This window comes from Methanosarcina spelaei, from assembly GCF_002287235.1.
Taxonomy (GTDB): Archaea; Halobacteriota; Methanosarcinia; order Methanosarcinales; family Methanosarcinaceae; genus Methanosarcina; species Methanosarcina spelaei.
In genome coordinates this window covers 1-23,643 of sequence record NZ_LMVP01000079.1, presented here as the reverse complement: position 1 = coordinate 23,643, position 23,643 = coordinate 1, and the positions used below count along the sequence as shown (strand labels likewise).

17 protein-coding genes and 1 pseudogene are annotated in these 23,643 nt (G+C 41.2%); 6 read left to right on the top strand and 12 right to left on the bottom strand.

Going from position 1 to position 23,643, the window contains the following annotated elements; all coding sequences use genetic code 11:
• The first annotated feature begins 4 nt into the window (after positions 1-4).
• Positions 5-3,163 carry a type I restriction endonuclease subunit R gene (locus tag ASJ81_RS05790; protein WP_095643659.1) on the top strand — a complete coding sequence of 1,053 codons (3,159 nt, stop codon included), beginning with the start codon at positions 5-7 and terminating at the stop codon, positions 3,161-3,163.
• 732 nt (positions 3,164-3,895) lie between these two features.
• On the opposite strand, the gene ASJ81_RS05780 is transcribed toward ASJ81_RS05790, so the two are convergent.
• Together ASJ81_RS05780 and trxA are read right to left on the bottom strand one after the other, a co-directional pair.
• Complete coding sequence (locus ASJ81_RS05780; RefSeq protein WP_095643657.1) at positions 3,896-4,303, bottom strand: DUF1699 family protein; 408 nt, start codon at positions 4,301-4,303, stop codon at positions 3,896-3,898.
• 667 nt (positions 4,304-4,970) lie between these two features.
• A pseudogene (trxA, locus tag ASJ81_RS05775) lies at positions 4,971-5,255 on the bottom strand (thioredoxin); the annotation flags it as partial.
• Positions 5,256-6,266: 1,011 nt separating this feature from the next.
• On the opposite strand from trxA, the gene ASJ81_RS05770 reads away from it, so the two are divergent.
• Entirely contained in the window at positions 6,267-6,458 is a 192-nt protein-coding gene (locus ASJ81_RS05770; protein WP_141241599.1) for a hypothetical protein, read from the top strand.
• A 446-nt stretch (positions 6,459-6,904) separates the two neighbouring features.
• On the opposite strand, the gene cofE is transcribed toward ASJ81_RS05770, so the two are convergent.
• A complete protein-coding gene (gene cofE, locus ASJ81_RS05765; protein ID WP_095643654.1) occupies positions 6,905-7,714 on the bottom strand; it encodes a coenzyme F420-0:L-glutamate ligase in 810 nt (269 codons plus the stop codon).
• A 94-nt stretch (positions 7,715-7,808) separates the two neighbouring features.
• Here cofE and ASJ81_RS24150 point away from each other — a divergent pair, with 94 nt between their 5' ends.
• On the top strand, positions 7,809-7,931 hold the full coding sequence (locus ASJ81_RS24150; protein WP_275112533.1) for a hypothetical protein: 123 nt from the start codon (positions 7,809-7,811) through the stop codon (positions 7,929-7,931).
• Positions 7,932-8,099: 168 nt separating this feature from the next.
• On the opposite strand, the gene ASJ81_RS05760 is transcribed toward ASJ81_RS24150, so the two are convergent.
• The 7 genes from ASJ81_RS05760 to ASJ81_RS05730 form a co-directional block, all read right to left on the bottom strand.
• Positions 8,100-8,978, bottom strand: coding sequence for a methylenetetrahydrofolate reductase (locus ASJ81_RS05760; protein ID WP_095643653.1), 879 nt, complete (start codon positions 8,976-8,978; stop codon positions 8,100-8,102).
• A 341-nt stretch (positions 8,979-9,319) separates the two neighbouring features.
• Positions 9,320-9,934 (bottom strand): methylenetetrahydrofolate reductase C-terminal domain-containing protein, encoded by a 615-nt coding sequence (locus ASJ81_RS05755; protein ID WP_095643652.1) that lies wholly within the window; start codon positions 9,932-9,934, stop codon positions 9,320-9,322.
• Between the two features lie 2 nt (positions 9,935-9,936).
• Complete coding sequence (folP, locus tag ASJ81_RS05750) at positions 9,937-11,163, bottom strand: dihydropteroate synthase (RefSeq protein ID WP_095643651.1); 1,227 nt, start codon at positions 11,161-11,163, stop codon at positions 9,937-9,939.
• An 868-nt stretch (positions 11,164-12,031) separates the two neighbouring features.
• On the bottom strand, positions 12,032-12,895 hold the full coding sequence (locus ASJ81_RS05745; protein WP_095643650.1) for a bifunctional methylenetetrahydrofolate dehydrogenase/methenyltetrahydrofolate cyclohydrolase: 864 nt from the start codon (positions 12,893-12,895) through the stop codon (positions 12,032-12,034).
• A gap of 24 nt (positions 12,896-12,919) precedes the next feature.
• On the bottom strand, positions 12,920-14,158 hold the full coding sequence (gene glyA / locus ASJ81_RS05740; protein ID WP_095643649.1) for a bifunctional serine hydroxymethyltransferase/L-allo-threonine aldolase: 1,239 nt from the start codon (positions 14,156-14,158) through the stop codon (positions 12,920-12,922).
• A gap of 409 nt (positions 14,159-14,567) precedes the next feature.
• Positions 14,568-15,176 (bottom strand): phosphoribosylglycinamide formyltransferase, encoded by a 609-nt coding sequence (purN, locus tag ASJ81_RS05735; protein WP_095643648.1) that lies wholly within the window; start codon positions 15,174-15,176, stop codon positions 14,568-14,570.
• 319 nt (positions 15,177-15,495) lie between these two features.
• Complete coding sequence (locus ASJ81_RS05730; protein WP_095643647.1) at positions 15,496-16,479, bottom strand: transcriptional regulator; 984 nt, start codon at positions 16,477-16,479, stop codon at positions 15,496-15,498.
• A 151-nt stretch (positions 16,480-16,630) separates the two neighbouring features.
• On the opposite strand from ASJ81_RS05730, the gene ASJ81_RS05725 reads away from it, so the two are divergent.
• A complete protein-coding gene (locus ASJ81_RS05725) occupies positions 16,631-17,917 on the top strand; it encodes a tRNA(Ile)(2)-agmatinylcytidine synthase (protein ID WP_095643646.1) in 1,287 nt (428 codons plus the stop codon).
• A 318-nt stretch (positions 17,918-18,235) separates the two neighbouring features.
• Here ASJ81_RS05725 and ASJ81_RS05720 read toward each other — a convergent pair whose 3' ends face one another.
• Positions 18,236-19,003 (bottom strand): NAD+ synthase, encoded by a 768-nt coding sequence (locus ASJ81_RS05720; RefSeq protein WP_095643676.1) that lies wholly within the window; start codon positions 19,001-19,003, stop codon positions 18,236-18,238.
• A 668-nt stretch (positions 19,004-19,671) separates the two neighbouring features.
• On the opposite strand from ASJ81_RS05720, the gene ASJ81_RS05715 reads away from it, so the two are divergent.
• Both ASJ81_RS05715 and ASJ81_RS05710 read left to right on the top strand, forming a co-directional pair.
• Complete coding sequence (locus ASJ81_RS05715) at positions 19,672-21,999, top strand: CDC48 family AAA ATPase (RefSeq protein WP_095643645.1); 2,328 nt, start codon at positions 19,672-19,674, stop codon at positions 21,997-21,999.
• 232 nt (positions 22,000-22,231) lie between these two features.
• A complete protein-coding gene (locus ASJ81_RS05710; RefSeq protein ID WP_048107456.1) occupies positions 22,232-22,486 on the top strand; it encodes a PRC-barrel domain-containing protein in 255 nt (84 codons plus the stop codon).
• A gap of 448 nt (positions 22,487-22,934) precedes the next feature.
• Here the strand turns inward: ASJ81_RS05710 and tnpC are convergent.
• A partial coding sequence (gene tnpC, locus ASJ81_RS05705) for an IS66 family transposase (RefSeq protein ID WP_141241597.1) occupies positions 22,935-23,643 on the bottom strand: 709 nt, incomplete at its 5' end.

Below are 23,643 nucleotides of genomic sequence, written 5' to 3'. Positions count from 1 at the left end.
AACTATGAACGAAGACCAATTAGAACAACACTGTCTTGAATGGTTTCGTGCTAACATCTGGGAAGTGGAATATGGACCTGACATTGCCCCCGATTCAGATAATCCCGAACGCAAAGATTATCGTGAGGTAGTTTTAAAGCGTTATTTACAAGAGTCTTTAGAGATAATTAATCCTCATCTTCCTTCTAGTGCTATTGAGCAAGCCATTGCCCTTGTTTTAAAACCTGAAAACCTCGATTTGACAACTAATAACCACGCCTTTCACCGCTTGTTACTGGAAGGTGTACCTGTCGAATATCGTAAAGATGATGAGACTATTCAAGACCGAGCTTTTTTAATGGACTTTGAAAACATCGCAAATAATAGTTTTTTGGCAGTAAATCAGTTCACCATTCAAGGAACAAAAAGACCGCGCCGCCTCGATGTTGTCTGTTTTATTAATGGCTTGCCTATTGCAGTTTTAGAGCTTAAAAGTCCTGACGATGAGAACGTCGATATCTGGGATGCCTTTAATCAGCTGCAAACCTACAAGGATGAAATCAGCGACCTCTTTGTGTATAACGAAGCGTTGGTGGTGAGTGATGGATATAACGCTCGGATTGGTGCGCTAACGGCAAACCAGGAACGCTTTTCACCCTGGCGTGCTGTCAAGAATGAAGATGATAAACCACTATTGGAATGGCAACTGGAAACCCTGGTGCGGGGTTTTTTCGACCGCGAAATGTTGCTTGATTACATCCGCTTTTTTGTGCTTTTTGAAAATGATGGTGGATCAATCATCAAAAAAATTGCCGGTTATCACCAGTTCCATGCTGTGCGAGAGGCGGTAAAAGCCACAATCATTGCTGCACAGGAGCCGAAAGGTGTGGCAGAAAAGCGCGCAAACTATGGCGCTGAGGTGGTGCCTGGCAGCAAAAAGGCTGGTGTGGTGTGGCATACCCAGGGTTCGGGCAAGAGTATCTCTATGTGTTGTTATGCCGGTAAGCTATTGCAGCAGCCGGAGATGAATAACCCGACCTTATTAGTGGTAACGGATCGCAACGATCTGGACGGTCAACTGTTCCAAACATTCTCCAATGCCCAGGAGTTGTTTAAGCAAACGCCGGTGCAGGTTAATGATCGAGATGAACTTCGCCAGTTGCTCTCGGAAAGGGAATCGGGTGGCATTATTTTTACCACGGTACAAAAGTTCTCACCATCAGAAAGCGAAAGTGCCTACCCAGTCTTAAACAACCGCCATAATATTGTGGTCATTTCCGATGAGGCACACCGCAGCCAGTATGGCCAAAAAGGCCGCTTTGTAAAAGTGAAAGATAAAGACAAAAATGTGATAGGTAACAAGCTTGTATTCGGCTTTTCCCAGTACATGCGTGATGCCTTGCCAAATGCCTCTTTTATTGGTTTTACAGGTACACCGATTGCCCTTGAAGACAAAGACACGCGCGCAGTATTTGGTAATTATGTTTCTATTTACGACATTCAAGATGCCGTTGACGATGGCGCAACAGTGCCTATTTATTATGAATCCCGTCTGGCCAAGCTCGATTTAAATCATGCCGAAATCGAAGCTTTGTCTGATCAAGTTGAAGAAGTGGTGGAAGACGAAGAAGACGTTTCTAACCGCGAAAAAACCAAAGGTGAATGGAGCCGTTTAGAAAAATTGGTGGGGGCTGAACCGCGCATTAAGCAAGTGGCTGCCGATCTGGTAGAACATTTTGAAGCACGCACTGAGTCGATAGATGGCAAAGCCATGATTGTGGCCATGAGCCGCGATATTTGTGTTCATTTATATGATGCCATTGTGGAATTGCGCCCTGATTGGCACGATACTGATCCCAGCAAAGGCACGATTAAAATTGTGATGACCGGCTCGGCTTCTGAGCGCAAATTGTTACAGCCACACATCTATACCAAACAAAACAAGAAAAAATTGGAAAAACGTTTTAAAGATAATAACGATCCTCTCAAGTTGGTGATTGTGCGGGATATGTGGCTCACCGGTTTTGATGTGCCCTGTTGTCATACCATGTATATCGACAAACCGATGAAAGGCCACAACCTGATGCAGGCCATTGCACGAGTAAACCGGGTATTTAAAAACAAACAGGGTGGCCTGGTAGTGGATTACATCGGCATTGCCAGTGACTTAAAGCAAGCACTGAAAACCTATACTGACGCCAAAGGGAGAGGCGAGCCCACGCTACGCGCCGAAGAAGCGTTTTCGGTGTTGCTGGAAAAAATGGATGTGGTGCGTGGGCTTTTCCATGGTTTTGATTACAGTGACTTTATAGACCAATCTTACAAATTGCTGGTGCCTGCATCGAACCATATATTGGGGTTTGATGACGGTAAAAAACGCTTTTTAGATGCAGTGCTGGCGATTAACAAAGCATATTCATTGTGCGGCACCCTGGATGAAGCAAAAGAACTACGTGCCGAAATCGCTTTTTTTTCGGCCATTAAAGCCGCCATTAGTAAGTTCACATCTGTCGATAAAAAGCTCACCGAGGATGAAAAAAATTCAGTTCTTAAGCAGATTCTGGATAATGCCGTGATTGCCGAAGGCGTTGTCGATGTGTTCAAGCTGGCCGGGTTAGAGAAACCTAATATTGGCCTGCTGTCGGATGAGTTTTTGGAAGATGTTCGGCAGATGCCTTACCGTAATCTGGCAGTCGAGCTATTGGAAAAATTGTTGAAAGACAACATAAAATCGAAAACCAGTAATAATGTGGTGCAGGAGAAAAAGTACAGTGATCGTTTGCAGGAAACCTTGCGTAAGTACAATAACCGTGCTATTGAAACCGCCCAGGTGATTGAAGAACTGATTCAGATGGCTAAAGAGTTTCAAGAAGCACTCAAGCGCAATGATGAACTTGGCCTGCAACCGGATGAAGTAGCTTTTTATGATGCCTTAGCGAATAACGAAAGCGCCGTTCGTGAGTTAGGTGATGAAACTCTCAAAAAGATTGCTGTAGAAATTACCGAAAAACTGCGTAAATCCACTACAGTAGATTGGCAGGTGCGCGATAGTGTAAGAGCCAGATTGCGTATTCTTGTCCGCCGTACATTGCAACGCTACAAGTACCCACCGGACAAGGCAACAGATGCCATCGAATTAGTGTTGAAGCAAGCTGAAGCACTTTCAAATTCATGGACAAATTAATGAATCTTGAAACTGGTAATAACAACTACTTAACTATCGAAAAACGAAATTTCAGCTTGCCGGTTCTGGAATTCGACACGTTGTTACTATCCCCTTACAAGAAATTCATGTTCCGAATTAAAAGAATAACTGAATAAAATAAAAGGAAAACTGAAAAAATAATCCAAGCTACCTGAAAGATTAGCTGAAAAAACTAAAGTCTATTTGATCCTGATGAAATAAAAAGATCTTCTTGAAATGCGGATCTCAATTATACTTTCAAGTTTTCTCACTTCCTCTTAAGTATAAACTCACTCAAATACAAGATTTAAGCTGGAGATCAGATCGCAGAAGCTATTCAGAACTTCCTTGAATAAGTATCACAAACGAAAATTCACTGATTGAAGAAATAGAAAACTCTGCTGCGCCTCTGGAAGAAAATGAAGAAATCGCAAAACTTGTTTTCCAGTTAGTATTGACAGCAACTTCCACAGCAACTCTGGGAATTTCAATTTCTCCCCAGATTCCAAATCTCTTAAAAAAAGTAGCAAAAGAAATTAATAAATAAGAAAATCCTCTTAAAAAGCGGATCTCAATTATATTTTCAGGGTTTCTTACTTTTTCCGGACATAAGTCTTCTCTAGTAGAAGATTTAAGCCGGAGATCAGATCGCGAAAACGCGAAAAATTCGACGCCTTTGCGGTTTAATCTCCAGTGAAACACACATTGTAGCGTATTTTATCCGGTTGAAACTCAGGCAGTGGATTCCTTAGTTATGATATAAGCGACCATTTCAGGGTTAAGCATATTTTCCCTTGAAACCTTTGCCTCAATATCCTCAGTGGATATACCTTCGGATTTCATTTCCTTTATTTTTTCAGTCACTGAGGAAGGAATGGTATAGTACTCGTTTATATCTTTTCTGTGGCCCCAGACGTCCCCTTCAATGAGCTGGATTCTCTGCATCTCAAGGAACATCTCTATGGATTTTGAAACTGTAGCCATATAGGATTTTGGCAACTGAATTACCTCGATTTTTGGGCAGGTCTCAACCAGGCCCAAAACATCCTTGTTCGATGGCCTGAAGGCCAGGTGAACAATGCGCTCGTTCGGGTTAAGTGTAAAAATTTCTTCTCTGGAACTAACCACTCGGATCTTCATGTTTTTCTCATCTCACTTTGAATTTTTTTACGTTTTTACATTGATATAACTAAGATATACTGACTATAAATATTTATCCCATTGAACTAACATTATTTAGATAGTATTATGAGTTTTCAGTTTAAGAAACATTTTTTTAATTAAAATTTCTCAGATAACTTATATAATTAATTTATACAAACTTATTTAATTATTATTACCTTTGTGGAGTTTTAGAATTTTTCAGCCAGGTGTTTCAGGGACTTACTTTTCACAGTAAGAGAATAGACACATATAGTCCATCTGCCACTGTTTCTTTATTCAATACGAATTTACTGGACCTCTATAAAGAAATTAAGAATAGCTGTGCGGTTTAATATGAAAACCAGAAAACGAAGGTATTAAATTCCATCATTTTTCCATTCAGATCCTATATTATAAAAATAAGTTTTATATACAGTATTAATAAATATGTTCAGTTTGAAAAAGTACTGAGGAAAAAATACTGAAGAATACGGGCAGTAAAACTGTTTCTGTTTTAGGAATTATAGAAAGAGTCCAAAAAACAGACAACCAGGGATACGAAAAAGGACACTTCCGGACTTGTGGAACATACAAAAACAGATACGGAAAAAGATAGCCCCAGGTTTATGGAACCCTGGGCGGTCTTTGTCAGAAAAGCTGAGGGTTAGAGGATCTTATCGAGTTCCGACACCAGTACACTACCCTGGGTAACTCCCATGAAGCGTTTTACCTCAGTCCCGTCTTTCTCAATAATCAGAGTTGGGACCGCATGTATGCCGTATTTGGAAGCCAGTTCCTGGTTTTCATCCACATCGACAACCTTGAAATCAACCTTATCCCCATACTTTTTCTCAAGCTCTTCAAGAATCGGTTTTTGCATCCTGCAAGGTCCACACCATGTTGCGGAAAAGTCCAATAATATTGGTTTCATAAAATCACCTTTATATTTTTGAAACTTCTGAGACTTTCTTTATTTTTATTTAATCCACTCCGGAAAGCATACCGAAGAGTCGCGCATATACTGGCCTCAATGGTCTGTACGACAAAGCTACCGAAAGCCCAATCCTGATGGTAGGCGACATGAAAGCTGGATTTACCAAGTACAGGGTCGGGACTCAATAATTATATATATCTCGATAATGTGAAATAGTTTTCCGTATATCCAGTTGTTTCTTCCAGCTTCATACTTCCCTCTACTGAGAATAAGTCCACAGACTATACCCTGGAACCTTAAGGTGAACTATTTCCATATCGAAGTGCAATAATAGTCTTATATTGATCGCTGCATTTATATTTCTATCGTGTATGATCTCGCAAAAAGGATAAAACTGATACCGTCCATTAATACCAGGTTAGAACCGAGATAGTCGCAATATGCATTATCTAGATGACGATTTTAAGCCGCCGATTTGCATGTGTGTTTTCTCATATTATAAAGTTCCTGGTTCCAGCCCGGAGATGAATCTTCTCAGAATCATCACCTACTGCTTGGCCAAATTGTGGTTTTTCAGTTTCCAATTATAATACTTCATTTTTATTGCCGGTCTGGTTGGACAGAAACTAAAATTCATAGTTTTCTAAACATAAGTCAATCTGTTTCACCATCAAAGATTTATTAATTTTTCAAAACTATTGATAATAAGAAAGAATTATTCTATCATTATTATATAAAATATAATTATATTTATGTTTGTATCCATGTAAATTAAGTTTGAACATTTTAACTCAAGTAAATAAGGGAAACATCAACAATTTCGAAAAATAACTGCTAAATAATTGCTAAATAACTGCTATGTGTACACTATAGGATTGGAGAGGTGAGGGAAATTTGATCAAATGATTACAAATGGTTGCATTATGATCTTAAAAAGTTCATCTTCTCAGGTATACAGACTGAGCGTTAAAGAATAAGTGTTAAAAACATAAAAAAGAACATCGCAAAATCACGGGGGTAACTATAATGGGAGGATATCCATTCTTTAAAAATAGGTTCGATGGTCATGGTGGCTGCGGATGGGGCGGCTATGGAGGCCGTGGTGGATTTGATGGCTTCGGTTTTGGCCATCATGGCGGCCGGTTTGATTGTGACCATAGATTTAGAGGTCGCCATTGCGGCCGTCGAAGATTCTGGGACCGTGGATGGGACTGTTAAGGGACTGAAGCTGTCAACAATGACGGACTAGTCTGAAATAATTATTTCATGTGAAGGGAAAAAGCATAATAGCTATATTTTCACGGCCTGACTGGCAAGTTATTAAAAATCGTATTTTCTGAATCGACGAGTTATATATTTTTCTTAAAATCTCTTTTTTAAGGATTAGAAAATTGGAAAGTATTGCAGATTCTCCAATAAGAGCTCCTGAAAGAGTGAGATCCGGATCTGGGACTCTGCTTATAAAATTTATTAGTAGAACCTATCCCAAAACCAATATAATGCCAGAATAGAAGTTATAATATTGGCGGTAATAGTAGATTAGATAATGTTTTGGGATAGGCTCGTATTATAATTCTTGCCAGAAAATTTGTTAATTTAAAAAAACGTTCAGTTTGTTGAAGAATATTTAAAATATTGTTTTTATCAGGAACACGTTAAAGAAATCATACCTTTTTCTCGCAATTTTTATCCTCAGGCCGACCTTTTATTATATTGCCGAAGTACATACAGCCTTCCATTGGGATCGTTGGCATATCATGGGGCTCATTTATCATGCATACAGGAGCACCACGGATAAGCACACACGGTACCCTTTCCCCTGCTTCTCCCATAAGGAGTTCGGCAGCCGAGACAAGATTGTCTGCTACAGCCTTGTATGTAATACGTAGAGGTTTTCCATAGATATCGTTAGTTCCCCGTGCATCTTCCACAGGTATAAAACCTGAAACTCCAAGAGCAATTCCCGAACAACCAAGCCTGAGAGGCTGAGTCCTGCTATCTCCTATAATTACCCCTAGCCTGCATGAGTAACGCTGCTCAAGCCGGGATCTAATAATCTCGGAACTTTTTCGTGGGTCTTCAGGGAGCAGGATTACATAACCTTCGGGGGCATTTGAAGCGTCGATTCCTGCATTTGGAGCCAGAACACCTTTTGTGATTGTAAGAGCAGCTCCGGGAACGCCTCCAAAAACCTCATCGCATTCCTGAAGCACGAGTTCCATTTCCCTGGGGTCAATCCCGTACTTTTCCCCAAGCACCTTTGCCCTTTCGCCTGGAGTTACGCTTGCAAGCTTGACGACTCTTCTTTCCGACGTGCCAACTGCAGATTCTGCAAGTACGAAAATATCCCCGTCAATAGGGACAAGCCCTGCTTCCTCCAGAGCCTCATATAGAATCTGTACAATATCATCCCCTTCCCTGATAATAGGGGTCTTAATTCCAAACATCTGGATGGAAGTATTTTCTGAACTCATATTCTCTGCTGCCTTAAAAGCTAATGATTAATTACTTTGCGTAATCAAAAATAGGTACGAAATCAAACCGTAAAATACAAGAAGATATTGATAAATGTATCCAAAGGCTCCGATAAAATGCCATGAGAATAAAGGTCTCAGGCAGAGTATACAGGAAGTAAAAGATTTTACCACTGAAAAAGAGATCTTTAATTTCATCAGGATTGATGTCCAGTGAAGCAAGCAATTGTTTTAAAGCTTCAAGTTCCATTTTTCTACTCCAAAATATGATAAGGGAAAATGGAAAAACTATTATATTTTTTATGCGGTTGAAAATCCCTTAAATTTGAAGAGGATACAAAAAATAGTCTTCCGGAACAGAGATTGATTTAAACTTCTACGAAAATTATTTTCCGGAAAGTCCAGCCATAGAAAGCAGTCTTGAGGTATTGTTGTGAGAGCCTACGGGCATAATATGAACCCCTCTTGAGAGTTTCATAAGCTCTTTTATAGTCTCTGAAGCTATTGAAAGACCTTCTTCAACAGGATCAGGTGAGTCTTTTATGCGAAACATGATTTCTTCAGGCACATTAACTCCTGAAATATTTTTGTTCATGAATTCGGCCATACCCAGAGATTTCAGAGGAATCAGGCCTGCAATTACAGGCACTTCAAGGTAGCTTATAGCCTCCATAAACTCCTCAAACATGCCTACATCATAAACCGCTTGAGTTTGAATAAAATCAGCTCCGGACCTTACTTTTTTCTCAAGCTTTATGAGTTGCAGAGGTTTGTCAGGATCTATGCCAGAAACTGCACCTGCACAGAAAGAAGTCCCCCCGTCCAGCCTGTTTCCTGCAAAATTAATGCCCGAGTCAAGCTTCCGGACAAGTTGCAGGAGATGTACGGAATCGAGGTCATATACGGGCTTTGAACCTGGATGATCTCCACACGAAGGAAAATCTCCTGTCATCACACAGATGTTCCGGATACCCAGAGCATATGCTCCAAGAAGATCGGACTGAAGTCCTATCCTGTTCCTGTCCCGACAGGTGAGCTGCATAATAGGCTCGTGTCCCTCATCAAGCAGAAGCTTGCTAAAAGCCAGAGAACTCATGTGCATTATTGAGCACTGATTGTCCGTAACGTTTATAGCATCTGCAATTCCTTTGAGCTGACGAGCATCTTCAAGGGGAACTGAGAATCTTGTGCCCTTAGGAGGGGAGACTTCAGCAGTAACCAGAAATTTGCTGGAATTCAGTTTTTCACGAAAATTAAAGAGCATTGAGTAAGAATATTAGGAATGAAATTATTTAAAACCATGCTCCTGAATCGTGCACTATCAGTCGGTTAATACTATTTCCAAAACCTAATACTATATATCATCCTTTTTGCAGATCAGAGAGGTTACAGCAGATTTACACTGATGCGTAAAAAACATACGTTTAACCCTGATGCGTAAAAGACATGTATAACACACTGGAAAAACTAGAGTAAAAAAATTAAATAAAAACTGTAAAAGAGCCTATCCCAAAACCTTGAATTTCCAATAATTGCTCTAATTTCTAAACACGAAAACAGTATAGATTTGGGAATGAAATTGGTTTTGGGATGAGCTCAATGAATTTAATCAACTATATGCTCCTGAGGGGCATGAATTGTATAAAGAAGATCGAGTCTCTTTATTTTTTTCAACCTATTATAAATCAAAGTCCATACACAATCGTTTTCTCTGTTGACTTCACACATCCCGTCAACAGCTCCTCCACAGGGCCCGTTTAGGAGTTCTTTTGGGCACCGTGATTTAGGACAGATTCCTCCGAATTCACCAATTGTACATTTTCCACACATTATGCACTGTCCTGAAAGCAGCTTACCCTCGCTTGAACCTCCCAGAGAAAGCGTATCGTTTGAGCCGAATACCGGTACCTCTGTTACACTGGAAATCGTTGAAACTCCACTACCACAGCCCATAACCAGAATACAGCGTGCCTCTTTTATTTTTTCGTTTTTCTGGACGAGGGAGTCAAAAGACCTGACACTGCAGGCTGCTGTGGGAAGAGCCCAGCCTACTACATGCTTTCCGCTTTTCTCAAGTTGTCGGATCATCTCAAGGACTTCGGGTTCTCCACCGGTCTTCAATTTTGCAGCGCAGACATTGCATCCGATAATAAATATATCATCTTCGTCCTTCAATAAGGCCAGGATTTCTTCAAGGGGTTTTGCTGAAGTTATAATCATAACTACCTCAAGTATCGATATTCCAGATCGTTCCGATTTGCAATACACTCTCGGATCATTTCGGCAATAAGTGGAAGGGAGCGCGCCTGTCCTTCAAGCTTCCTGGCAAGACGTTCAAACTGAAGTAGAGTACCCATTATAAGCACATCAGTTATCTCCGTTTCGTGGGAAACTGCGTTCCTTGTCAGGGCTGCATCTCCTCCCCGAGCAAGTATCTCCTGTTTTATTATCAAAGCCTCTGTGGTCGTAAGATTACGAATTTTCAGCATAAGATGGATGCTTTTATTCTGCATTACCTTTGAGCCTGTCGTGGTAACCCCAAGTTTCCGCATTGCAATAGCTGCATCCTGTGGTGTCTTTACCTCAACCACAGAGACCTCATACCTACCCTCTTTTACTACACTTGGCCTACTTCTGATAGCTCCTGAAAGCTTTACAACGTCAGCGGTCTCAGGTACATCATGCGTACGGACGATATGAGCACCTTTGTAAACTGCAATAGCTGCTGCAGCCAGGCTACCATAGAGCCTTTCAGTTGCAGATTTTCCAAGTACATCTCCTATGAAAGATTTTCTTGAAAGAGCTGCTAACAAAGGTTTTTCAAAAATTTTCAGGCGTTCAAAATCATCAAGAGTCTCAAAGTCATATATAGAAAGTTTTTCTTCGATCCACCTGCCGGATGCAGGGTCAAGTATAAGCTTTTCCGGACTTATGCCGCCTGCCTCAGCAGCCTGTATTATGGATTCGAGGGATTCGATAATTGCATCCATTCCAAGGGGGTCGCCCGGTAATTTATTTGAGGCCATAACAACAGCAGGACATCCGTAATCCGCCACTACTTCAATCATTCTGGGATCTGCTGTAAAACCGGAAACATCATTTATAATGTCAGCTCCTCTTTTGAGAACTTCTTCTGCGATTTCAGAAAACATTGTATCCACGGAAATCACAGCATCCACATTGCCTTCCAGTGCTTCAAGCACTGGCAAAATACGTTCAAGTTCCTGTTTCCTGCTAATAGGTTCGGCATGTATCCAGGTTGAACGAGCTCCAAGATCAAGGAATGTTGCTCCTTTCTCAACCATTTTCAGGGCAGTCTCAAGCGCAGATTCCGGGCTTATGACCGAATTTCCGTAAAAGGACTCAGGACTAAAGTTAATAATACCCATAACGTGTGCAGGGTATCGATCTCCTATTTTAATACCACATATTTCAGTATCAACAACCATTTTTGACAACCAGACTCTATAGGTTTTAATTTAATTACGCCAGCCGGCGTTTAAGACATTAGTAAACAGGTATTGAGGGAAGCCGGCTTTACAGAGCGTTCTCACTATCGGAGATTTCAACGATATGCCTTTAAATCGTGAAAATATAGTTTATTCCACTTTTACTACATTCCGTGAAAAATCTTTTATTTCATCCGCAGAGGCTTCCAGACAGGGGAGATTGTTTATTGATTATTATCAGGACTGGACAAGTAATCACTATAATTATATGTCAATTAATATATATAAACCGACTTTATCAGGTGTACTTGTTTAAAAGGTATCTTTAAGACACATTAAAGCAGGTTTCAAGCCTTACTATATACCTCATTCCGCTGACACATTATATAGTAGGGAGATTATATATTAAACTAAGTAGTTATTTTGAATATTGTTGGCAGTAAACGTTATTATAAACACTATTGTAAACACTATTGTAAACACTATTGTAAACACTATTGTAAACACTATTGTAAACACTATTGTAAACACTATTGTAAACACTATTGTAAACACTATTGTAAACACTATTGTAAACGTTATTATAAACACTATTGTAAACGTTATTGTAATATTATAAGCTCCAATAATACATAAAAATATTGATGTGTAGAATTGATATGGCACAATTAGGAAAGCAGTATCGTATGTTAATTGAAATCGTTTATAAAAATAATTATTAATATTGTAAACTGACAAGACAACGAGAACAAACGTGATTTTCCTGTTCTGGTACGATTAGGAAAAACAACTTTTCTTGCTTTAGTACAAAACGAGTAAAAGTCTCAAAAAGATTAAAAGGCCTGGTAAAGACCTTACTAAAGAAATTTCAAAAACTCGTTTCTGCACAGCTAAGTACGTGCTTCATAAGTATGGCAACTGTCAGAGGGCCAACGCCTCCAGGAACAGGGGTGATTAGGGCTGCTTTTTTGATCACGTTTTCGAAGTCTACATCTCCGTATACGCCGTCTTTTTCCTGAGTAATACCCACATCAAAAATTACTGCACCTTCCTTTACCATATCGGCTTTGATGAGGTGTTTGACCCCAGCAGCAACCACCAGGATGTCTGCACCTAGAGTATATTTTTTGAGGTCATCCGTGAATACGTGACAAACCGAAACGGTTGCATTCCGGTTAAGGAACATTGCTGCCATGGGTTTTCCGACAACATTGCTGTGCCCGACAATAACCACGTTTTTGCCTTTAATAGGCACATTATATTCTTCAAGCGCCCGGATAACCCCATGCGGAGTGCAGGGTACAAGCCCTTCATCTCCAATCATTAGCTTTCCCATATTGTAGGGATGAAAGCCATCCGCATCTTTTTCAGGAGCTATGGCTTCCATTGCTTCTTGAGGGAAGAGGTGTTTAGGAAGTGGGAGTTGAAGCAGAATTCCATGCACATTCTTGTCTTTGTTAAGGGTATTGATCAGGGAGATAAGTTCTTCCTGGCTGGTTTCTGCCGGAAGAAAGTGGTCTTCTGCCCGAATGCCCACACGTTCACAGGCCTTATGCTTCAGGCGGACGTACATCTTGGAAGCGGGGTCATCGCCAACAAGAACGGTAGCAAGTCCAGGCGTAACTCCCCTGCCACTTACTAGAGCCTTAACTCCAGACTCCACTTCATCTTCAATTTTCTTTGCAAGGACTTTCCCATCTATAATTCGTGATTCATACCCTTCGTCTGACATTGGTAAAACATCCCACTTTTTCAATTAACAATAAACCGGGAACCTTGAACAGAGTTCTCTGACCTTGTCACTAGTTTCAGACAGGATCCTATCATTTTCTGAATTCGTGATTGCAGTCTCAATATAGTCGGCAATTAGTTCCATTTCCGTTTCCTTCATACCCCTTGTGGTGCAGGCAGGAGTTCCGAGCCTTACACCGCTAGTGATAAAGGGACTACGGGTTTCGAAGGGCACCGTATTTTTGTTTGCAATAATCCCGGCTTTGCTCAGGGCAGCTTCTGCATCTTTGCCTGTTATATTCATATTATTGAGATTGACAAGCATAAGATGATTGTCCGTGCCACCGGAAACCATATCAAAACCTTTCTCTTTCAGGCATTTGCAGAGGGTTTGTGCATTCCTTACGGTCTGGATCTGATCCTGTTTGAACTTCACACTCATGGCCTCTTTGAAGGCTACTGCCTTTGCGGCTATAATATGCATGAGAGGCCCACCCTGAAGACCTGGGAAAACCGCTTTGTTAATTCTTGTCGCAAGTTCTTCTGTCTTGGAAATAATAATTCCGCCTCTTGGGCCCCTGAGAGTTTTATGAGTCGTGCTGGTAACAAAGTCCGCATAAGGTACAGGACTCTGATGCACACCTGCAACTACAAGCCCTGCAATGTGGGCAATATCTGCAAGCAGATAAGCTCCGACTTCGTCAGCAATTTCTCTGAATTGTTTGAAATCAATTTCGCGAGGGTAAGCTGAAGCCCCGCAAACAATCATTTGCGGTTTATTTTCCTTTGCTTTTTTTAGAAGTTCGGAATAGTCCAGCATCTCAGTCTTTTCACTGACCCCGTAAGGCACAATATTAAAGAGCTTTCCGGAAAAACTCACAGGGCTGCCATGAGAAAGATGCCCTCCGTGAGAAAGGTCCATGGACATGATGGTGTCTCCGGGATGCAAAACCGAAAAATAGACAGCCATATTAGATCCAGAACCCGAGTGAGGCTGGACGTTTACATAATTTGCGTTAAAGACTTTCTTTGCCCTGGTAATCGCGAGATCCTCGGCAATGTCCACGAAATCACAGCCGCCATAGTACCGCTTTCCGGAATATCCTTCAGCATACTTATTCGTCAGAATCGATCCCTGAGCTTCCATAACGGCTTTGCTCGCATAGTTTTCAGATGCGATGAGGTTTAGTTTATATTCCTGGCGCTCAGCTTCCTTCTTTATAGCCTCGAACAATTCCGGATCATTTTTTTCAATATAAGACATTACTGTCACCTGTAACCTATTCCTTTAAAATTTTTCAAAATCAAGAGTTTTTGTAGCTTGGGTTAATGGGTTGATTAATGCTAACATGTGCACGTATACAGGAGTTGCCTTCCAGATTGGAAAGTTACTCAAGAGGTCGGCGTTCAGCGATAAAACCGCCGAATAATGTGGAGTGTAATTAAACAGACTCTATAACCTTCCTGATGGGATTTTTCATTCTGAAGTTTCAAAAATTCCGGCAAAAAGCTCCTGAACTTGAAGATAGGAGATTTCGAAACCTGAAAAGCCCTTATGGTCTATATGGTTTCGCGGAATACCTATAAGTTTGGAATATTTATAACTATCAGGGATTAAAGAAGTTATTAATCAGTAAAATCTGTTCCGGTTTTATATGATCTTAAGCGTTTGCTCAATTTCCGGTTACTACATTTCTACCCTCAATTTTAAGTTTACCCTCGGTAAAAAGCCTGACTGCTTCAGGATAAATGACATGTTCTTGCTCCAGAATTCTGGCAGTAAGGGTTTCTTCGGTATCCCTGGTAAGCACAGGCACGCACTTCTGGATGATTATCGGTCCCGAGTCCAATCCTTCGTCAACAAAATGCACTGTACAACCTGCAACTTTTACCCCGTATTCGAAAGCCTGCTTCTGGGCGTGAAGTCCTTTGAAGGCAGGAAGAAGAGAAGGATGAATGTTCATAATTCTGTTCCTGTAAGCTATAATTATTTCATTTCCTAAAAGCCGGAAGTAACCTGCAAGCAAAAGAAGGTCGATATTATACTGGCTCAAAACATTAAGGATAGCCCTATCATATTCATCCCGGTCATATTCGTCCGGATCAAGGAAAACCGCATCTATTCCGTGATTTCTTGCACGTTCGAGCGCGTACGCATTTGCCTTATTGGAAATAACCACATTAACTGTAGCGTTCTTTATGTAACCCTTCTCAATGCTGTCCATAATTGCCTGGAGATTCGAACCCCTTCCAGAAACCAGCACTGCAATTTTTACAGTCATCAAAGCTTTTAGATTGAAACAGTGCTATATTAGGGTTTTGGAACAACCATTGCGCCGTTTAATCAAAACCGTTGCGCCGGTTTATCACGCCGATAGGGTTAGGGGATAAGGTTATCAAATTTAAATGATGAACCGTTTTTGGTAAAGGTTTTTTGAAAAGGGTATTTGAATAATTATTGCACCGGTTGATCACCGTTACTTGGGGTTTTCGCTCAAGCCTTTTTTGAAAAGGCTTGCGGGCAAGCAGTTTTTTGAAAAGGCTTGCGGGCAAGCAGTTTTTTGAAAAGGCTTATTGGACTAGGGTAGTGGAAACTCGATTTTACTTCTCGTCGTGAGTTTCTCTACGTTCTTCTATGAAGTTAAGAAGTTCTTGAGAATCACTTATTTTGTCAAGTTCTTTTTTCTCTATCATAACGGTATTTTCTACGGATTTTATTTTTGAGTGTCCGTTGATGATAAACACGGACTGGGTCTCAGTGATGCAGGAGATACTGCTCATTAAATGAGCTCTTTTGACCACGGTCGTATTGAATTCACTGACTCCTGTAAGGATAACTGAGGATTTATCCCGTGAAATGGCCTTGAAAGGAGCCTGGGCAGTAGGAAGGACGTCATAGCCAAGCATGGAAATTGTGTTAAGTATCAAGTCTTCCGGTAAAAGTGCAGAGGGTTTTTCCTGGATTTCGGTAATGGACTCTGCTTTCTTCCTGGGTTTCCTGCTCCCACAGGATTTCAGGATATCTATGGGCTTTGCAAGCTCAACCCCAAAGATGTCCTCCAGCTGGAGGACGACATCTATCGACGCATCCATGCCTTCTTCTTCGTACTTACTGATCGTTCTCCTTGAAACCCCTACCATGGCAGCAAGAGTTCCAAGAGACATTGACTGACCCATCCTGGCTTTTTTAAGGATATCTCCTTCTATGGAGACATATAACCCACCCGGAGCTGCTGAGACTAGAGGAGGAACATTTTCAATAAAGTAATCGAAAAGAGTCTGTACATTTAAGGCGAGAATATCATAACGCATATACACAACGCTATCTTCAAGCATCTGGTCTCTGGTCTTTGCCCCCACGACAATAGCAGAGCCTCCAAGGTATTTGGCCAGGTACTTCATCTCTCTGGCAGTTTCTTCGTTCAGGCCGTCAATGTTAAATAAAACCTTGCAAAGTAATAGTGTTTCGTCTTTCCGTGCGGCAACGTCAAAGCTCCTCGGACGAATATTGCAGCGATCGGAGAGTGCAAAACCTGCACATGCCAATACATCGATAATTTGATGTATGAGAACCTCTTTTGTCATTCCAGTATCAATCTCTGTTTGAACATCTATATATATTTTTCTTTACTTTTGATAATCCTCACAGTAGAAGAAAACGTCGAAGAATAACGAAAACTGTAATTCTCCGAAACGCATCTGGGAAATTAAAAGGCAAAAACTGGAACTAAAAAAAATGATTATCGGAATTGATGATACCGACTCAAACGAAGGAATGTGCACAACGTATCTGGGAGCTCTGCTGCTGAAAGAACTTCAGGTCTACGGAGCGGTTGAGACTCTTCCACTTCTCATACGTCTGAATCCGACTATCCCCTATAAAACAAGAGGAAACGCTGCAGTAGCGCTGAAACTCAAGACTGACTGCCCTGAAAAAGTAATTGCTCACGTTGCTTCCAGAATAGAAGCATTTGCACGTATGGAATGCGAAAAAACTAATCCCGGCGCTGTTTTTATCCCGGAAAAAGCTTACGAAAAGCTCAAACCCGTTCTCAGAACCTTTCTGGAGAAAGCCGTAAAGGACGTGATCGAAATAGAGGAGGCAAAAAGCCTTATCTCGGAATCCGGAATTCCTTCAAAGAGCTTCAAAAACGGAAGAGGATTGATAGGTGCCCTTGCAGCATGCGGGGCTATGCTTAACCTCGAGGAGTGGGACCACACTTTTGAGTACCTGGCATACAGGAAAAAAGAAAAATGGGGAACCCCACGCGAGATCGAAAAGGAAAGTTTCTTTGAGGCTGATAGGAAGACTTATCCTGATACCTGGGACACCGTGGACCTTAAAAACAAACTTATTGTCTGTGTACCCCACTCGGCCGATCCCGTGCTTTTCGGGATTAGGGGGAAAAGCCCAGCCATAGTTATAAAAGCTGCGTCCCTTATCAGGGCCGAACCTGTTGAACGTTTTGCCATATATAGAACAAATCAGGGCACTGACATGCACCTGCTTTCCGCAGAAAATCTTACAGAAATAAGAGATATGCACTCTTACAGGTTCGAAGGCACAGTTTCCGCAGTTCCGAAAACTATTCATGGAGGACACGTTATTTTTCCAGTCCAGGATAAAGAAGGAAATGGAATTGACTGCGCAGCCTTCGAACCCACAAAAAACTTCCGCCTGCTCATAAGGAAACTCAGACCTGGAGATAGAATTGTAGTATCTGGAAGTGTAAGCTCTGGAACCCTCAACATCGAAAAAATAGAGATAAAAAAGCTGGCTCCCCTTTACAGGGAAGAAAACCCTATATGTCCAACCTGCGGAAAACATATGAAATCATCAGGCCAAACCCAGGGCTTCCGCTGTAAAAAATGCGGAACCCAGGCTACCTCAAAAGTCCTGTGTGAAGTAAAAAGAAATCTCACAACAGGATTATATGAAGTACCACCCTGCGCCCGCCGACATCTTGCAAAACCCCTGGTAAGGGAACAGAGTAATGACATAGAGATTAACCCTGCCCGCTAAAGAAAAAAAGAAGACTAAAAAAGCCCTCTTAAAAACTCAGAAACATAGAAAGTTTTCTTATTCCTAAATCAGTCCGCTTGACCGCAACCGTTGGGCCGCAACCGTTGGGCCGCAACCGTTGCGCCGGTTGATCACGCCGTTGTAATGTTTTAGATTTTGCAGTGATTTTCGCTCAAGCCTTTTTTGAAAAGGCTTGTGATCACGCCTATAGGGTTTGAGGATAAGGTTCTCAAATCCAAATGTTACTGGGGTTTTCGCTCAAGCCTTTTTTGAAAAGGCTTGCGGGCAAGCAGTTTTTTGAAAAGACTTGCGGGAAGCTCAGCTGAGTGGTACTTGGGGAGCACTTCTTTTATGCTCACTTTTCTCTATACGGTTTATGACTGAATTCAGCTGTTCTACAGAAATCTCGAGAGTGTTCAGAATAGTTTCAGGATCCTCATACTGTTCAAGCCTTTTGAGTACTTCGTCTACTTTTAAGTAAGAGATTCCAAGTTCGGCTTCATCTGTTTGACCTGCCCAGAGGCCTGCTGAGGGTTTTTTCGTGATAATAGATTCAGGAACTCCTAGTCTGCGAGAAAGCTCCCATACATCGGTTTTGTAAAGTCCACCTATGGGTTCGAGATCAACGCCTCCATCTCCATATTTTGTGAAGTAGCCAAGTAAGATCTCGGTTTTATTACCGGTTCCTATGACCATACGGTTCATCCGGTTTGCATGGAAGTAGAGGAGGGACATCCTGATTCGTGCTTTAAGGTTGCCCATGGAGAGACGGTCTGCAGATTCACTTTCAGGGATTGCAGCCATGAAAGCTGAGAGAATTCCTGAAATGTCAATAGTCTGAAACTCAATTCCCAACCAGTCTGCAAGAGTTTTTGCGTCTTTGCTGTCTTCAGAAGGGGTAAGGCTGGATTCGGGCATGTGGATTCCAAGCACCTTATCTTTCCCCAGAGCTTTTACGGTGAGCGTTGCGGCAAGGGCTGAGTCTATTCCTCCACTAATGCCTATAACAGCTCCGTCTACACCTGCTTTACGGATTTCGTTCCGGATAAAATCAATAATCCTGTTCTGCTCAATTTCAAGATTCATGCTGTCAATTCCTTGGTGCTTGTCAGGCATACTGTCAATTCCTTGGTACTCGTCAGGCATATAATAATTAAAATGCCTCAAGATCCTGAAAATTCAAGATCCTGAGGAAGTAGATTAGAAAGACGTCAGATTTAAATCACTATTCAAGTTTAAATGACTATTTTGAGAATTAAACAGCTTTATACACAGAAGTTCCAGATATATAAAACCTCAGAGAAAAAAAATAGAGCTATGATAAACTTATTTAATAAATGGAAGGTATAGGGAGTAATATATGCCTGGTAATATAATATAAATAACTGATTATCAGATGTACTTATAACCAACCAGTAACTGATTATCAAAAGTACCTCTAACCAATAACTAATTATCAAATGTACCTATAACCGACAAATTATTATCCGGATAAGGTTACAGGCTATAAATGGGGTTTCTCTGGATAGGAAGGCTGGACAGAAAATTCAAGACATAAAAGTTCCATTACAAACTCTCTGGGGTTAAAATCTACCTGATCAAAGGCATTGAAATAAAAAGACGGCTAATATACAAACAGGTAGCTCCATAATGTACAATCCGAAGAAATCGGAAAAAATCTGGTACCCGTATATTTTATGCGATTCTTAAAATAAAAATTATAATCAAAAAGACAACTATTTTCGGGATGATCTATGGAAGAAATACAGTTGAAGGTTGAAAAAGCATATCCTATCGACCTTGGAAGAGGAATTATCCGACTTGACCCTACAACTTTGCTGAAGCTTCAGCTCTCGCCAGGCGACATCGTGGAAATAAGAGGTAAGAAAAAGACCACGGCAAAGGTGTGGAGAGCTGACAGGCAGGACTGGGACCAGGGACTCGTGAGAATTGATAACTTCATCCGGCAAAATGCAGGAGTTTCCATAGGAGAGAAGGTAACCATCAAAAAGATTGAAGCCCCGGAAGCAAAAAAGCTTGTTCTGGCGCTTCCTGAAAGCATGACACAGGGGGGACCTGAACTTCAGTTTGGGGAACATGCAAATGAAATCATAAAAAGGCATATACTCAAAAGACCCGTTTTCAGGGGAGACATAATTCCTATAATAAATTCAATGTCTCAACCAATGACAGAATCCCTTACTACAAGCCAGGTAATTCCTCTGGTTGCTGTTGAGACTGACCCTGCAAATACAATTGTCCTTATTACGGAAGCAACACTTATCGAACTGCGTAAAAAGCCGGTGCAGGGGTACGAAAAAGCAACCCGAGGCGTAACTACCTATGAAGACATAGGAGGCCTCGGGGATGAAATTATGCGTGTCCGGGAAATGATAGAGCTGCCCATGAAGCATCCAGAACTTTTCGGCCACCTGAATATCGAACCTCCGAAAGGAGTCATTCTCTATGGCCCACCCGGAACCGGGAAAACCCTGATTGCAAAAGCCGTAGCCAATGAATCAGGAGCAAGTTTCCATTACATTGCAGGCCCTGAAATCGTAGGGAAATTCTATGGAGAAAGTGAAGAAAGGCTCAGGAAGATCTTCGAAGAAGCAACTCAGGATGCTCCATCGGTCATTTTCATTGATGAAATCGACTCCATTGCTCCAAAAAGAGAGAATGTAACAGGAGAAGTGGAAAGACGTGTGGTCGCCCAGCTCCTGACCCTGCTTGATGGGATGGTAGAAAGAGGGCAGGTTGTGGTTATAGGAGCCACAAACCGTGTGGATGCAATTGATCCGGCACTCAGAAGACCAGGCCGCTTTGACAGGGAAATACATATCGGTGTGCCTGATACCAAGGACAGGTATGAAATCCTGCAGATCCATACCAGGGGCATGCCTATAGAAAGAGATGAGGAAACTGAGGAGATCGGAAAAGTCGAAACCGAAGTTGACGAGGCTGTCCTGGAGAGGGAAAGAAAAGAAAAAGCAGACAAATACCTTATGTATCTGGCTGAAAGAACCCAGGGGTTTGTAGGCGCAGATCTGCTGGCTCTTGTACAGGAAGCTGCCATGCGGTGCCTCAGGGAAAACCTGCCTGACCTTGACCTGGAAAATGAACCAGTTCCACCTGAAAGGCTGGAAAAAATTGTTGTAACCAAGAGAAACTTTGAAGACGCCCTGACGGAGGCTGAACCCTCGGCGCTTAGAGAAATTTATGTGGAAATGCCCAAAGTTAGCTGGAATGATGTTGGAGGGCTCGATGAAGCAAAGCAGTCCATTATTGAGGCTGTGGAATGGCCCATCAAAAATCCGGAAAAGTTCGTTCACATGGGCATAAAAGCTCCAAGAGGAATCCTGCTTTATGGTCCTCCAGGAACCGGAAAGACCTTGATAGCCAAGGCTGTTTCCAAGGAGTCAAATGCAAATTTCATAAGCGTCAAAGGGCCTGAGATTTTCTCAAAGTGGCTTGGAGAATCGGAAAAAGCTATACGGGAAACCTTCAGGAAAGCCAGACAGGTTGCTCCCTGTGTAATTTTCTTTGACGAAATCGATTCAATTGCTTCTATGCCAGGGATGGAATCCACGGACAGCCGTACTTCAGAGAGGGTGCTTAACCAGCTCCTTACCGAGATGGACGGGCTTGAGTCCCTCAGAGATGTGGTCGTAATTGCCGCAACTAATCGCCCTAACCTTCTGGATCCTGCGATCATCCGCCCAGGACGTTTTGACAGGCTGGTTTACATCGGTTCTCCTGACCGGAAAGGCAGGCTCAAGATCTTCAGGATCCACACAAAAGACACACCTCTTGCTGAAGATGTGAACCTTGAAACCCTTGCCGATGAAACTGAGGGTTACGTAGGTGCTGATATCGAATCCGTTTGCAGGGAAGCCGTAATGATTGCCCTGAGAGAAAACTTCGATATAGAATATGTAGAAATGAGACACTTCAGGGAAGCTCTGAAGAAGGTAAAACCCACTATTACGGAAAATATTGCTCAGTTCTACGAAAAAATCGAGGCACAGTTCAAAGGAGGCCAGAGGCTCACAGATACATCTGGATACATCGGTTACAGGTAAAATTACAGGTTAGAATTACGTGTAAGAGTTACTGATAAGAACTACAGGTAAAAATTACAGTAAGAGCTGCATGTAAAATTACAGGTAAGAATTTAATCCAGTAACTCTTTAGAAGAGTAGTTTTAAAAGGAAAAAGTTTTAAAGATCCTGGTTTCAAATGGAATAAAATATTCGAAGTGGAAAGCCAGCTTTACCTAAACCGATAACATACTGCGAATGGAGATAAGATAAAATGTCGAAGGAATTTGCAAAGAACCTCTTTAACAAGCAGGTAATGGCTACCGACGGAACAGAAATAGGAACATTGAGTAACGTTGTAGTCGAGATTAAAGGGGGAAATATTATTGACATGGTGGTTGCCCCTAATGTCAATTTAGATACTTCCAGGTACAGGAAAGCGGATAACTTTATCCTCATTCCTTTCGATTCCGTAAGTGCCATTAAAGATTATATAATAATAGATAAGATGAAAGCAAAGACAAGCTAAAATCTAAAGAGGAAGAGGACGAAAATTCCTTTCCTTTCCTTTCTGACATTACATTTGTTTTCTTATTTTTCTTTTAACAGAGGAACTCTTCTAGAGGAACTCTTCTTTTAGTTCCGCCTGTTTTCATTAAAACTTGCTTTCGTTAAAACTTGCTTCATTAAAACTTGCTTTCATTAAAACTTGCTTTCGTTAAAACTTGCTTCATTAAAACTTGCTTTCATTAAAACTTGCTTTCGTTAAAACTTGCTTCATTAAAACTTGCTTTCATTAAAACTTGCTTCATTAAAACTTGCTTTCATTAAAACTTGCTTTCGTTAAAATCTGCCTTCGTTAAAAGAATTTTTGTTTTAGTCGTAATTTTTCGACCCAAAAAGGCTTTTCTAATTACAGTTTTAACCACAAATTTTACTTTCAGCAAGGAATGAAATGGAAAAATAAATGTAACTATTCAGGGTATAGTTAGCGGCGCTCCATTGAGCGCCGCGAGAATACCCTCTAAAACAGGTAAACCATTCTTTCTTATTGTTGAAATATATGCTCTAATTCTGCAGAAAGCTTCCGCTCCTCGTGCAGTTCTGAAAGTTCCTGATATTTTCTGCTGTAGCTTCATCATCCTGACATCTCTTTCTGCTTGATTATTCTCAAACGGAACTTTCAAGTCTGTCAGGAATCTCAGAATCTTGTCTTTATGTTCTATAAACCTATCAAGCAGATTCCTTGCTTTGGTTTTTGGATTCTTACCACGTTTTCCTCGTTTTTCAGGATTTAAAGAAGGTGGATTTTCTTCAATTCCTTTCGCGACTACAGCATTGAACCTTTTTTCTAATGCCTTAACTTGTTCAAAATCTAGATTTTTGACCTGCTCTTTACACTCATCAGCATACTTTTTCATTTCAGACAACAGCTCATTCATATCTTTAGCCCATTGCTGTTTATAATTCTCTTCAATTCCAGTAAGTTCTCTCTGGAGATGAACATTGCAAAGAGCATGATCACAATTATAACTGTTGTAAGGTTTCCATCCATCGTGAACTGCTACCCCTTTAAACTCTGGAAGAATTCCCATAGCATCAATAGCTTCGGATCCTCTTTTTGCATGAGTAAAATAACAGGTGTATTTGTCAGTAGAAGCTACATGAAGCCAATGTCTTTTTCCT